The organism is Streptomyces daghestanicus, from assembly GCF_020521275.1.
Classification (GTDB): Bacteria; Actinomycetota; Actinomycetes; order Streptomycetales; family Streptomycetaceae; genus Streptomyces; species Streptomyces griseoviridis.
On sequence record NZ_BNDX01000002.1, the window covers coordinates 705,769 to 718,916 of the forward strand.

The 13,148-nt window shown below is 74.1% G+C and carries 12 protein-coding genes; 9 read left to right on the forward strand and 3 right to left on the reverse strand.

The window, feature by feature from the left end; all coding sequences use genetic code 11:
• Positions 1 to 6: 6 nt before the first annotated feature.
• Entirely contained in the window at positions 7 to 1,587 is a 1,581-nt protein-coding gene (locus Sdagh_RS03385) for an alkaline phosphatase D family protein (RefSeq protein WP_190077861.1), read from the reverse strand.
• A gap of 271 nt (positions 1,588 to 1,858) precedes the next feature.
• Between Sdagh_RS03385 and Sdagh_RS03390 the strand changes: the two genes are divergently transcribed.
• The 9 genes from Sdagh_RS03390 to Sdagh_RS03430 are packed head-to-tail and all read left to right on the forward strand — an operon-like array spanning position 1,859 to position 10,605.
• Positions 1,859 to 2,383 carry a hypothetical protein gene (locus tag Sdagh_RS03390; protein ID WP_189421481.1) on the forward strand — a complete coding sequence of 175 codons (525 nt, stop codon included), beginning with the start codon at positions 1,859 to 1,861 and terminating at the stop codon, positions 2,381 to 2,383.
• Positions 2,367 to 3,329 carry a bifunctional lysylphosphatidylglycerol flippase/synthetase MprF gene (locus Sdagh_RS03395; RefSeq protein ID WP_190077862.1) on the forward strand — a complete coding sequence of 321 codons (963 nt, stop codon included), beginning with the start codon at positions 2,367 to 2,369 and terminating at the stop codon, positions 3,327 to 3,329. The genes Sdagh_RS03390 and Sdagh_RS03395 overlap by 17 nt, the downstream gene beginning before the upstream one ends.
• 37 nt (positions 3,330 to 3,366) lie before the next feature.
• Entirely contained in the window at positions 3,367 to 4,500 is a 1,134-nt protein-coding gene (locus Sdagh_RS03400; protein ID WP_189421484.1) for an acyl-CoA dehydrogenase family protein, read from the forward strand.
• A gap of 43 nt (positions 4,501 to 4,543) precedes the next feature.
• Positions 4,544 to 5,668 (forward strand): SDR family oxidoreductase, encoded by a 1,125-nt coding sequence (locus Sdagh_RS03405; protein WP_190077863.1) that lies wholly within the window; start codon positions 4,544 to 4,546, stop codon positions 5,666 to 5,668.
• Positions 5,665 to 6,939, forward strand: coding sequence for an aspartate aminotransferase family protein (locus Sdagh_RS03410; protein WP_190077864.1), 1,275 nt, complete (start codon positions 5,665 to 5,667; stop codon positions 6,937 to 6,939). The genes Sdagh_RS03405 and Sdagh_RS03410 overlap by 4 nt, the downstream gene beginning before the upstream one ends.
• A gap of 46 nt (positions 6,940 to 6,985) precedes the next feature.
• A complete protein-coding gene (locus tag Sdagh_RS03415; protein ID WP_189421487.1) occupies positions 6,986 to 7,453 on the forward strand; it encodes an aromatase/cyclase in 468 nt (155 codons plus the stop codon).
• The gene (locus Sdagh_RS03420; protein ID WP_190077865.1) at positions 7,425 to 7,982 is read left to right on the forward strand and encodes a flavin reductase family protein; all 558 of its coding nucleotides are present in this window, start codon (positions 7,425 to 7,427) and stop codon (positions 7,980 to 7,982) included. The genes Sdagh_RS03415 and Sdagh_RS03420 overlap by 29 nt, the downstream gene beginning before the upstream one ends.
• Positions 7,979 to 9,304: an NAD(P)/FAD-dependent oxidoreductase gene (locus Sdagh_RS03425; RefSeq protein WP_189421489.1), complete on the forward strand. Its 1,326-nt coding sequence runs from the start codon at positions 7,979 to 7,981 to the stop codon at positions 9,302 to 9,304. Before Sdagh_RS03420 ends, Sdagh_RS03425 begins: the two co-directional genes overlap by 4 nt.
• Before the next feature lie 50 nt (positions 9,305 to 9,354).
• Positions 9,355 to 10,605, forward strand: a complete 1,251-nt coding sequence (locus tag Sdagh_RS03430) for a wax ester/triacylglycerol synthase domain-containing protein (RefSeq protein WP_190010997.1) — start codon at positions 9,355 to 9,357, stop codon at positions 10,603 to 10,605.
• Here Sdagh_RS03430 and Sdagh_RS03435 read toward each other — a convergent pair whose 3' ends face one another.
• The gene (locus tag Sdagh_RS03435; protein ID WP_189421491.1) at positions 10,606 to 11,481 is read right to left on the reverse strand and encodes an SAM-dependent methyltransferase; all 876 of its coding nucleotides are present in this window, start codon (positions 11,479 to 11,481) and stop codon (positions 10,606 to 10,608) included. It abuts the gene before it with no gap.
• A gap of 36 nt (positions 11,482 to 11,517) precedes the next feature.
• The gene (locus Sdagh_RS03440) at positions 11,518 to 13,089 is read right to left on the reverse strand and encodes an ABC1 kinase family protein (protein ID WP_190077866.1); all 1,572 of its coding nucleotides are present in this window, start codon (positions 13,087 to 13,089) and stop codon (positions 11,518 to 11,520) included.
• Positions 13,090 to 13,148 lie beyond the last annotated feature (59 nt).

Consider the following 13,148-nt stretch of genomic DNA (forward strand, 5'->3'; position numbering starts at 1 on the left):
CGGAGGTCACTGCCCCACCCGGCCCGGCTGGAGCACCTTGGTGAACAGCACCGTGCCGTCCTGCTCGCGCAGCCGTACGGTCATCTCCGCGCTGTCGCCGTCGATGTCGACCTCGCCGAAGAACTGGTAGCCGTCGGCGGGCGAGACGTTCGACGCGGTCGGCGCCTTCACGAAGACCCGCTCGGGGCCGAAGGTGCCGTCGAGCGCGCTGGCCGGGAACGCGCCCGCGTTCAGCGGCCCGGAGACGAACTCCCAGAACGGCTCGAAGTCGGTGAACGCCGCCCGGGACGGCTGGTAGTGCTGGGCGGAGGTGTGGTGCACGTCCGCCGTCAGCCACACCGTGCCGGTGATCCGCCGGTGCTTGACGAACCGCAGCAGCTCCGCGATCTGCAGCTCCCGCCCGAGCGGCGTCCCCGGGTCGCCCTGGGCGATCGCCTCGTAGTGGGGCTTGCCCTCGGTCCCGTCCGGCACCACCAGCCCGATCGGCATGTCGGCGGCGATCACCTTCCACACCGCCCGCGACCGGGACAGCTCCCGCTTGAGCCACTCCAGCTGCTCCCGGCCCAGGATGCCCTGCGGGTCGGTGGTCTGGTCGTCGGGGGAGTTGGCGTTGCGGTAGGTGCGCATGTCCAGGACGAAGACGTCGAGGAGCGGGCCCTGCCGCAGCACCCGGTGGACCCGGCCCTCCCGTGCGCCCGGCCGCAGCGTCGAGATCGGGACGTACTCGGAGAACGCGCGCCGGGCCCGCGCGGCGAGGACGTCGACGTCCCTGACCGTGTAGGCGCTGTCGGTGATGACCTCGCCGGGGTACCAGTTGTTGCGCACCTCGTGGTCGTCCCACTGGATGATCGACGGCACCTGGGCGTTGAACCGGCGCAGGTTGTCGTCGAGCAGGTTGTACCGGAAGGCGCCGCGGAACTCCCCGAGGGTCTCGGCCACCTTGGACTTCTCCACGGTGGTGAGGTTCCGGTAGGTGCGGCCGTCCGGCAGGGCCTGGGTGGCGGATATGGGCCCGTCGGCGTAGATGTTGTCGCCGCTGCACAGGAAGAAGTCCGGGTCCAGCTTCCCCATGGCGTCGTAGATGCGGTAGCCGCCGATGTCCGGGTTGATGCCCCAGCCCTGCCCCGCCTGATCGCCGGACCACACGAACCGCACGCCGTCGCGGCGCCGGCCGGAGGCGGTGCGGAAGGTGCCGGTGACCGGCTCGCCGGTACGGCGCGGGTCGTCGGGGTCGGCCAGCAGCACCCGGTAGTGGATCTGCTCACCGGCCGGCAGCCCGCTCAGCCGGGTGGTGCCGGTGAAGTCCGTGCCGGAACCCAGCAGCGGCCCCCGCCATCTGCGCGGATTGCGGAACGACTCGGTCGCGGACGTCTCCACGATCATCCGGGCCGGCCGGTCGGAACGGACCCAGACCAGACCGGAGTGCGCGGTCACGTCCCCCGTCTGCACACCCCAGCCCGCGCCCGGCCGGCCGGAGCGGGCGAAGGCCGGGGCCGCGCCGAGAGCGGGGGACAGGGCGAGCGCCGCCGAGGCGGCGAGGGAGCCGCGCAGCACGCTGCGGCGGCCGGGAAGCGGACGGTGGGACATGGGTACGGCCTCCGGGCGAGGGGGTCGGAATCCGGCCGGTGGACACCGGCGGACGGGCACGTCACACCTACTGGGGCGCGGCGGCGGGCACGCAAACCCTAGGTGAACAGCGGACACGTTTGCGGCAGGTGACCCGATCAAGTCACCTGCGCCGTATGAGGGGTTGGGAACCTTACGGCGTAAACAGAAGTGACAGACCACCGTGCGGGGGCAGGCTGATGCCGGGCCCCGGAATTCGTACGCGCCGGCTACGCGCAATCCTGGAGCGCCCGTGGACGCCAAGAACCGCTTCGAGACCAGAACGACCTTCGCCCTCTCCCGACTGGAATGGCTCGGCTTTCTGGCCGTGTCCCTCGTCCTCGCCTTCCAGCACCGCGCGGACATCAGATGGGGCGTGTTCGTACTGCTGTTCGCGGTGATCGACGTCATCGGCTACCTGCCCGGGGCGATCGCCTACCGGCGCAGCCCCGACCGGCGGGTGGCACGCGGTTACTACGTCGCCTACAACACCATGCACAGCCTGGTCACGGCCGGTGCCATCGCCGGCGCCTGGGCCCTGTTCGTGCGCCCCGAGTGGGCCCTGCTCGCCCTGCCCGTCCATCTCATGGGCGATCGCGCCCTCTTCGGCAACTCCCTGAAACCGTTCGGCGTCGCTTTCGAACCCGCGACCGATCCGCATTACGCGGAATTCGAGGAACGCCGCCGCACGGTGTTCCCCGGCCACCCCTCCGGCCCCGAGCCGGCGTCCGGGTCCGGCCCCGATCCCGTGGAGGGCACGCATGCCGTCCGTGCTTGACACCCTTGCCGCGCACAGCGACAACCCGAGTTCCTTTCTCGCCCTCAACAGCGGCAACGAGTATTTCCGCGACGGCCGCTTCGACGGCGCCTGCGCCTATCGAAAGTCCGGGCGCTACGTCCTGCAATTCGGCGGGCCGTTCACCGCGCCGCAGCACCGGGCGCGGCTGCTCGACGCCTTCGTCGCCCACGCCGGCCGGCGGCTGGTCGCGATCCAGCTGCAACGGGCGGACGCCGAGCTGTACGCGGCGCGCGGCTTCACGGTCAACCAGATCGGGGCCTCCTACGCCGTCGACCTCTCCCGCTTCACCCTGCGCGGCTCCCGCTTCGTACGGCTGCGGAACAAGATCTCCCGGGCCAGGCGGGCCGGTCTGGAGGTCACCGAGATCAAGGCCGGCGACGACTGCGCCGACCTCGACCGCGTCGACCGGATCTGGCTGAAGCAGAAGGGCCGGCACGTCAAGGAGCTGCGGTTCCTCGTCGGCCAGCGCACCGGCGGCCTGCAACGGCACCGCCGGCTCTTCGCCGGCCGGATCGAGGGCGAGACGGTCGGCTACATCAACTACTCGCCGGTCTACGGCAGCCGCCCCGGCTGGCTGCACGACCTCAGCAGACGGCGTCCGGACGCGCCGCCCGGGGTGATGGAGGCGCTCAACGCCACCGTCATGGAACACCTCGTCGACGAGGGCGCCGGCTGGCTGCACTTCGGTTTCACCCCGTTCACCGGACTGGACCCGGCCCGTGAACTGCCCGGCGCCAGCCGCACCTTCACCCGGTTCGCGCACTGGCTGGCGGAGCACGGCGAGGCCGTCTACCCGGCCGCCTCCCAGCTCGAGTACAAGCAGAAGTGGGCCCCGCACGAGGTCCTCCCGGAGTACATCGCCTTCCACGGCCGGTGCCGCCCGGGCGCCGTCTGGCAGCTGCTGCGCGCCACCAACGCCGTCTGAGCCCCCGAACCACTCCGTCCTGGAGGACCGCACCGCCATGAGATTCCTCGAGCGTGAACGCACCACCCTCGCCAAACTCCTCCCGGACCTCGATCCGGCCCTGTGCGAGGTCCCGCTGATGGAGCTGGAACGGCCGGGCAGCCCCGGCATCCGGCTGTTCCGGGACAGCGGCGGCCCCGGACTGCTCGTCCCGGAGACCTACCAGGGGCGCGGCGCCACCGCCCTGGACGCGCTGCGGGTGCAGCGGGCCCTCGGGAGCCGCTCACCGTCGCTGGCCGTGGCGACCACCATGCACCACTTCTCCATGGCCACCCTGGTCGGTCTCGGCACCCTCGGCGACGGCCTGGCCTGGATGCTCGTCGAGGGCGTCGCCGGCGGCAACCGCATCATCGCCTCCGGCTTCGCCGAGGGCCGCGCCGGCTCCGGCGTCCTCGACCCGTCGATGACCGCCGCGGTCACCGCCGACGGCATCCGCATCAACGGCGTCAAACGGCCGTGCAGCCTCGCGCACTCCATGGACATCCTGACCGCCAGCGTCCTGATCCCGCGCGAGGACGGCCAGGGTGACGAACTCGCCGTGGCGCTGGTGCCCGCCGAGAGCGAGGGCCTCACCGTCAGCGGCTTCTGGTCCAGCGCGTTCCTGGCCGGCGCCGAGAGCGAGCAGGTCACGCTCACCGACGTCCTCGTCCCCCCGGACCTGGTCCTGCGCACCGCCACCGCCGCCGGGGAACGCCTCGACGAGCTCCAGACCGCCGGGCTCATCTGGTTCCAGGTGCTGATGACCGGCAGCTACCTCGGCGCGGCCAGCGCCCTGGTGGAGCGCGTGCTGCTCAACGACCGCATCCCCGAGCACGAGCGGGTCCGGCTGTTCGTCGAGACGGAGGCCGCCATGGCCACCGCCGAGGGCGTCGCCCGCCGCGTCGACTCCGGGGACCTCGGCGAGTCCGCGCTCGCCCAGGCCCTGTACACCCGCTACGGCGTCCAGGACGCCCTCGGCCGGATCGTCCCGCGCGCGGTGGAACTCCTCGGCGGTCTCAACTTCATGACCTCCGACGAGATCGGCCACCTCGCCGCCTGCGCCAACGGCCTGGCCCTGCACCCGCCGTCCCGCACCCGCATGACCGGCCCGTTCTCCGCCTACCTCGCGGACAGCCCGCTCACCATCGCCTGAACCGCCGGCGGCCCCGTCCGCCGAACCCACCCGGGAGTCCACCATGCCGCGAGACCTCTCGCGTCCCGCCGCCCCGCCCACGTCCCGCACCACCCCCGGCGCCCGCCCCGCCCTGCTGCTCACCGGCGGCTCCGGCGTGCTCGGCCGCGCCCTGATCGACGAACTCGCCCCCGACTACGACCTGCTCTGCCTGCGCCGCAGCCGCTCGCTCGGGGACCCCCGGGTCCGCGAGATCGAGGGCGACCTGCTCGCCCCGCGCCTCGGCCTCAGCCCCCGCGCCTGGTACGAACTCGCCCTCCGCGTCGACGTCGTCATCCACTCCGCGGCCGCCACCAACTGGCAGATGCCGCCCGAGGAGATCGCCCGCACCAACATCCTCGGCACCGACACCATGCTCGACCTCGCCGCCCGCGCCGACGCGCCGCTGTACCTGGTGAGCACCGCGTTCGTCGCCAACACCCCCTCGGACGAGGACCGCGAGCGCTTCCCGGGCGCCGCCGCCTACCTCGGCTCCAAGGCCCGCGCCGAGCAACTCCTGCGCGAGTCGGCGGTGCCCGGCGCCATCGTCCGCCCCTCCGTCGTCATGGGCGACTCCGTCACCGGCCGGATCGCCGGACAGCAGGGCCTGACCAAGACGATCGGCGCGATGGTCCTGGGCCAGGTCCCCGTCCTGCCCGGCGCCCCCGAGGCCCGGATCGACATGGTGCCGCAGGACTACGTCTCCCGCGCCATCGGCGACCTGGTCCGCGGCGGCGTCGGCGGCGGCGAGTACTGGCTCACCGCCGGCAAGGAGGCGGTGGAGCTGCGGGAGATCGCCGACACCTGCGCCGACTTCGCCGCCCGTCTCGGACTGCCCAGGCCGCAGCGTCCCCGGCTCATCCCGGTCGAGGCCGTGCACCGCCTGCTGCTGCCGATGCTGGAGGGCACCGCCCTGTCCGGCTCGGTCCGCCAGCGCTTCCGCTACTACGCCGAACTGCTGCTGGTGTTCCAGAGCGAACTGCCCTTCGACAGCTCCCTCGGCGGGCCGCACTGCGGCACCCGCCCGACCCACGGCGACATCCGGGACGCGCTCGTCCGGAACCTGGAGAGCTGGGCCGACGACCGCGCGGCCCGCCCCGCCCCGCGGCGCCGCCGCGCCGCGCAGACCCCCACGGAGGTGGCCTCATGACCGTATCACCCCCCGCTCCCGCCCTCCCCGCGGACGCCGGCGAGGACGTCGTCGACCTGTACCTGAAACACATCGGCTCCGGCCGGGCCGTGATGGGCCGGGTCATGGGCGGCATGGCCGAGGTCCGCTCCGAGGGCCCCTGGATCCACGCCGACGACGGCCGCCGCTTCCTGAACTTCGGCGGGTACGGCGTCTTCCTCATGGGCCACCGCCACCCGGCCGTCGTCGAGGCCGTCCACCGGCAGATCGACACCCACCCGCTGGCCAGCCGGGTCTTCCTGGAACCCGTCGCCGCCCGCGCCGCCCGCGCGCTCGCCGCCCACACCCCGCCCGGCCTGGACTACGTCCACTTCGTCAACTCCGGCGCGGAGGCCACCGAGGCCGCCCTCAAGCTGGCCCGCGCCCACGGCCGCACCAGCGTCGTCACCACCCGCAAGGGCTTCCACGGCAAGACCCTTGGCGCCCTCAGCGTCACCGCCAACGACACCTACCGGACCCCCTTCCTGCCCCTCCTCCCCGATGTCACCCAGGTCGCCTACGACGACCCCGACGACCTCGAACAGGCCCTCGCCGCCCGCCGCGACACCGCCTGCGTCGTCGTCGAACCCGTCCAGGGCGAGGGCGGCGTCCGCATCCCCCGCCCCGGCTACCTCACCCGCGTCGCCGAGCTGTGCCGCACCTACGGCGCCCTGCTGATCGTCGACGAGATCCAGACCGGCATGGGCCGGCTCGGCACCTGGTGGGGCGTCGACGCCGACGGCGTGCGCCCGGACATCATGCTGGTCGGCAAGGGGCTCAGCGGCGGCGTCGTCCCGATCGCCGCCATGGTCGCCACCGCGGAGGCGTACGGCCCGTTCAGCCGCGACCCCTACCTGCACACCTCCACCTTCGGCGCCTCGCCGATCGCCTGCGCCGCCGCCCTCGCCACCGTGGAGACGATGGAACGCGAGCACACCGTCGCCCGCGCCGGCGCGCTCGGCGCACGCGTCCTGGCCGGCGTCCGCCAGGTCTGCGCGCCGTACCAGGACGGTCTGGTCCGCGAGGTGCGCGGCCGGGGCCTGCTCATCGGCATCGAGTTCGCCGAGGAGCAGGCGGTCGGTGAACTCCTGCTGGAGATGATCGCCCGCGGCGTCCTCGTCAACCATTCCCTCAACTCCACCCGGGTGCTGCGGCTCACCCCGCCGGCCGAGGTCGACGACGCCGAACTCGACTTCTTCCTCACCACCTTCGCCGACGCCCTCGGCAGCACCGCCGCCCGCATGGCTGGCTGACCCCACCCCACCCCGCCCTCCGGACCGACCGGGAAGGAACCCACCCATGCCCCACGTGGTGCTGCACGCGCTCACCGACGCGGTGGAACCCGCCGAGGCCTACCGCAGGATCAGCGACTTCCGCCGCTACCCCGAATTCACCGACACCGTCCGCGAGGTCAGGGTGGAGCCGCCGCTGCCCGACGGCTCCACGGTCTCCGACTGGGCCGTCGTCTTCCGCGGCGGCCTGATGCGCTGGCGCGAACGCGACAGCTACGCGCCCGAGACCCACAGCCTCGCCTTCGAACAGACCAGCGGCGACTTCCAGAGCTTCTCCGGCGGCTGGCGCTGCGAGCCGCACGGCACCGGCACCCGTGTCGTCTTCACCGCCGACTTCGACCTGGGCATCCCCAGCCTCGCCGAGATCCTCGACCCGGTCGCCGAATCCACCCTGCGCCATCTCATCGGCGAGATCGTCAAGGGGCTGCTGGGAGCGGAGGTGACCGATGAGCGCGCCGCCACCGCCCGTGGCTGACCGGACCGACCCGCTGCTGCGCACCGAACCCGGTCCGGGCGCCGCCCGCTGCCTCGGCCTGTACGCCAAGCTGGCCGCCGGGGTGACGGTGGTGACCGCGCGCGGCGAGGACGGGCCGCTCGGCATGACCGTCTCCGCGGTCACCTCGCTCTCCGCCCGCCCCCCGCTGCTCCTGGCCTGTCTGCGCGACGGCTCCCGCACCCTCGCCGCCGCCCGCGCCCGCCGCGCCTTCGCCGTGCACCTGCTGCGCGAGGAACAGCGGGAGCTGGCCGCCCGGTTCGCGTCCCCCGCGGCCACCGCCGCCGAACGGTTCGCCGGCGCCGGCACCCGCCAGGTGCTCGGCGTGCCCGTGCTGCCCGGCGCCCTCGCCTGGTCGGTCTGCCTCACCGAGGACATCCGCCGCTACGGCGACCACCACCTGGTCGTCGGCCGGGTCGCGGCCGTCCACGTGGGCGGCGGCCGGCCCCTGCTCTGGCACGACCGCCGGTTCCGGGGGCTCGCCGAATCCCTGCCGGACGGCACCGGATGAGCGGCTCCCCGTCCGGCACGCCCCCCTGGGACCCGGCCGAACTGCCCGCCCAGCCCCAACTGCACGGCGTGGTCACCGCCGACGTGGCCGTGGTCGGCGCGGGCCTGGCCGGCCTCGCCTGCGCCTACCACCTCGCCGAACGCGCCCCCGGTCTGGACATCGCCGTCGTCGACGCGCGCGGTCCGGCCGCCGGGGCCAGCGGCCGGGGCACCGGCCTGCTCGGCCCCCGCGCCGGTCCGGCCGTCGACCGCGCGGTGCGCCGGTTCGGACCGGACACCGCCCGCCGCGTGTACGAGGCCAGCGTCCGCGCCGTCCGGGACGTCCTCGACCTGTGCGCCCGGCTCGACGTGCCCTGCGGACTGCGGCCCGGCGAACAGATCGTGGCCGCCCGCTCGCCCGCGGGCCTGACGGCACTCGCCCGTCAGGCCCGCGCCTGCCGGCAGCTCGGCCTGGACGTCCCCGTGCTGTCCGCCGAGGGCGTCCGCGACCGGGTCGGCGTCCCCCGCACCGCCGGACTGCTGTACCGCCCCGCCGCCACCCTCGACCCGGCCGCCCTCACGTGCGCCCTGGCCCGCGCCTGCGCCGCCAAGGGAGTCCGGTTCTACGGCGACAGCCCGCTGCTCGCCGTGCACCCCGGCGAACTGGTCGGCCCCGAGCTGGTCTTCCCGCACGGACGCCTCTACGCCGGCCAGGCCCTCCTCGCGGTCAACTCCGCCGCCGGCGCGGTCGGCCTGCCGGTCGGCACCGTCCTGCCGCTGGAGGTGTACGCCGTCGCCACCGCACCGCTGAGCACCCCGGCGTACGAGGCACTGGGCGGGCGCGCGGGGTGCGCTCTGGTGGACGCCGTGCCCATGGCGCCGTACTTCCGGCTGCTCCCCGACGGTGGGATGGTGGCCGGCGGCGGCACGGTGACCGTCCCCACCGGGCTCGGCGCGGCCCGGCTGCGGGCGCGCGGCGAACGCGCCTGGCGCTGGCTGGAGGGCTGGCTGCGCTCCCTCCACCCCGAGCTGGCCGGCCTCCGCGTCACCCACCGGTGGTCCGGCCGGATCGGCATGACCGGCGACGACCTGCCGGTGGTCGGGCCGGTCCCCGGCTTCGCCGACGTCTGGTACATCGGCGGCTGCTGCGGCCACGGCCTCGCCCTGTCCGTCGCACACGGCCGGCACGTGGCCGCGGCCCTGCTCGGCGAGCCGGAGCCCGGCGAACCGCTGCCCTGGCACCGCTCCCGCGCCCCCCGCCTGCCGGTCGTAGGCCCCGTACGCGGAGTGCTGCGGGCCGGTGTGGACACCCTCGGCCACGTCACCCGCCGCTCGCACCGCTAGCCCCCGACGGACGGCAGGCTGAACCCGCACCTCCCCACAGAAAGGCCCCCATGCGACCGACGCGACCCGGCCGGACCACCGAAGGCCCCCTCCCCCCGACCCAGCCCCTGCGGACCGTCGACCTGGCCTACCGCCGGGCCACCCGCGGCCGGCCGCTGCCCCTGCCCTTCGTCTTCGCCTACGACGGCCCCGCGCCGGCCCTGGACTCGGTCCGCGCCCGGGTCGCCGAGCGCGCCCCGCACATCCCGGTCCTCACCTACCGCCCGGCCCCGGACGGCCGGGTCTTCCGGCGCACCGGCGCCCTGGTGGTGGAGCGGCACGTGCGCGAGCTGCGGCTGCCCGAGGACACCGACGGCACGGCGACCGGCCGGCTGCTGCTGTCCCGGCCCATGGCCACCGGCGACGGGCCGCTGTGGGAGGTCTGGCTGGTGCACGCCGCGGACGGCCGCCACTTCCTGTGCTACCGCACCGACCACACCGTCCAGGACGGCATGGGCGCCGCCTACGCCGCCCGCGCCCTGCTCGACGACCGCACCGACGCGCACCCCGCCGCGCCCCCCGCCGCCCGGCCCACCCCGCGCGGCCTCGCCGGCGTCCTCCGCGACGTGGTGGCCGGCTTCGGCCCGGGCACTCCCAAGCCGGGCTTCGACGGCCCGGTCGACGGCCGCACCGGCGTCTGCCACGCCACCGTCCCGCTGGACCGGCTGCGCGCCCTCGGCCGGGCGCACGGCGCCACCGTCAACGACGTGTACCTGGGCGCCCTCGCGTACGCCGTCCGCACCTGGCACCTGAAGGAGACGGGCACCGTCCACCCGCCGCTGCCGGTGGCGGTGCCGATGTCGGTCCGGGCACCGGGGGAGGAGTTCGCGCCCGGCAACCGGATGGTCACCGCCCGGGTGGTGCTGCCCTGCGGCGAGCCCACGCCCGGACAGGCCGTCCGCGTGGTGGCGGCGCGTACCCGGCGCCTGAAGGAGAGCCGCCGGCGCGACTCCTTCCGGGCGCTGCTCGCGGTGACCCCCCGGCAGCTCGGCGCCCGGATCGGCGTGCGCCTGGTCAACGGCGCGGTCGTGTCCGGCCCCGCCAGCGGCGTCGGCTTCGGCGCCCCGCTGCTGCACCGGGGGGCGGCGTCGCGGTGGGCGGCCGTGTACTCCGGCATGACCTCCGGCATCCGCTGCCTGGTGACCCTGACCAGCCAGCACGACACCGCCTGCCTGACCGTCGTGCACGACGAGAACCTGCCCACCGCGGACGAACTGCCCGACCTGTGGCTGGCGGCGCTGCTGGAGCTGGAGCGGACGTGATCACCGCGGGTCGCGGAGCGTCCCGGTCGTCAGGAACACCGTCCGCGCCGCGGCCTCGCCGAGCAGCGGCAGGCAGGGAGCCAGCCGCTGCACCACGTACGGCAGGGTGAACAGGTCGGCCACCGTGGCCTCCCAGCCGTGCTCCGCCCACCAGCGCTCCGGCTCGGCGAGCTGCCACTGCCAGGAGATCCCGGTGCTGGACAGGGCCTCCAGGAACGGGGTGACCAGGGAGGACGAACTGACCTGCGCGTTGACGCACTCCGCGCCGAAGGTGCTGCCCGGCGCGGAGAGTTCCGTCATGGTGGTGACGACGGACTCCGCGTCGCGCGGCGGCAGGTGGTACAGCAGCGTCTCGGCCAGCCAGGCGGTGGGCCGGACCGGGTCGAAGCCCTGGGCGCACAGCTCCCGCGTCCACGCCCCGGTCGGGGAGATCCCGACCGTGCTGCGGCGTCCGCAGGTCGGCGGCGCCCAGTCGAGGACGTGCTCCTTGAAGGCCAGCAGCGCCGGGTCCTCCACCTCGAAGACGTGCACCCCGCGCGGCCACTCCAGGCGGAACGCCCGGGTGTCCAGACCGGCGCCCAGCAGCACCACCTGGCGGCAGCCCGACCGGGCCGCCGCCAGCAGGTGCTCGTCGAAGAAGCGGCTGCGCACCACCGCCCAGTCGGGCAGCAGCCGCTGCAACGGGCCGTCCCCCGGCGGACCCCCGGGCGGGAACCCGGCCGCGTGCAGGAAGTCAGCGGCCCACGGATCACGGACGTACGGTGTCGCGCGCTCCTGTTCCGCGGCGTGGGCCGACGCCGTCCACACGGCGACCTTGGAGAGCCCGTCGGGCAGGGGCACACCCTGCGGGGACGTGGGCTCTGCGGCGTCCGGCATGGATACCTCCGTAAGCGGTGGTGGTGGGGAGCGGGGTCAGCGGCCGTGGTTGCGGCCGATCAGATAGGCCATCGCCCCCAGCGCCAGCAGGCCGCCGGAGGGACGGGTGGGACGCTGGCCGCCCATCGAGGCGGGCGTCCGCGGCTCGTGGACGTTCAGCGCGAACTGCCGGTTGGCGACGTCGGAGAGCACGCCGCGGACCTGCTCGGGGCTGGTGACGGCGGTGAGCAGCAGCTCCATCGAGTTGCGGGCGAACTGGTGCCGGCCGAGGAACTCCTTGCCCAGCGCGAGCATGATGCGCGGCACCTCGCCCTGGAACACCTCGGGCAGGGTGATCTCCGGCGCCAGGTGACGGATGGAGCCGTCCAGGTTGGCGAAGGACTTGCCGAGCAACGACACGGCCGGCGGGGAGCCGATGCCCCGCCGGCTCGCCTTGGCCAGCACGGTGGTCAGCGCCACCCCGAAGTTCATGTCCTCCAGGGAGAGATGGGAGACCTTGGGCACGAACGCGGACATGTCGGAGATGAAGGCCGGCATGTTGGCCCAGGGCGTCACCCGGCCCATCTCCGCCCAGTGCTGGGCCAGCCCGGCACCGTCGTTCTGCGCGATCGTCATGAACAGGGGCAGCAGTTGCAGGCTGGTACGGCGGTCCAGGCGGCCGACCATGCCCCAGTCGATCACCGTGGCGGGCACCCCCGGCGCGGCGAAGATGTTCCCGGCGTGCGGGTCGGCGTGGAAGAACCGGTGCACGAAGTACCCGTGGTACATGAACCGCAGCAGGTCCTTGCCCAGTTCGATGCGCTCGGAGTCGGTGAAGTGCGCCCGGTCGACGTGGTGCAGCGGGGTGCCGGCCGCCAGCGACTGGACCAGCACCCGCGGACCGGCGTGCAGCACACGGGGCACCTCCAGGCTGCGGAAGGCCCGTACGTGCTCGCGGGCCTCGTCCATGTTGCGGGCCTCGCCGGTGAAGTCCAGCTCCGGTTCCATCGCGTCGAAGACGGAACCGAGCATCGCCTCGATGTCGATGACCTCGTTGAAGCGGGGCGCGACCCGGGCGACGATCCGGGCCGCCTTGCGCATCAGCGCCATGTCCGCGAGGACACCCTCCCGGATGCCGGGCCGCTGGATCTTCACCACCGCGGGCCGGCCGCCGGGCAGGGTCACCCGGTAGACCTGGGCCAGGGAGGCCGCCCCGAGCGGCTTGACGGTCTCGACGTCGTCGAAGCGCAGCTTCCAGTCCTCGCCCAGGTCCTGGGCGAGGACCGGCTCGAAGACGGAGAACGGCTGGATGTCGACCTGGTCGTGCAGGTTCTGCAGTTCGTCCCGGATCGACCTTGGGACCATGTCGGGCCGGGTGGAGAGCATCTGGCCCAGCTTCACGTAGAACGGGCCGAGGCTCTCCAGGGCGCGGCGCACCGCTTTGGCACGCCGTAGCTCGCTCCCGGCGACGTCCTCCGGTGCCCCGTCCGGGGCCCGGTCGGACGCCGCCGGGAGCGGGGTGTCCCGCTTCCGGCGCCTGAGCCGGGTCGCCTGGCCCACCTCGTCGGCGACGAGGCTTCCCAGGACCTTGACCACGAGACGCAGCCGGTCGCCGACGGCAGACGGCATGGTGAGGGTTCCTCCTCGATCGGTACTGCGGAGATCGGCACTGCGGGGATCAGCACTGC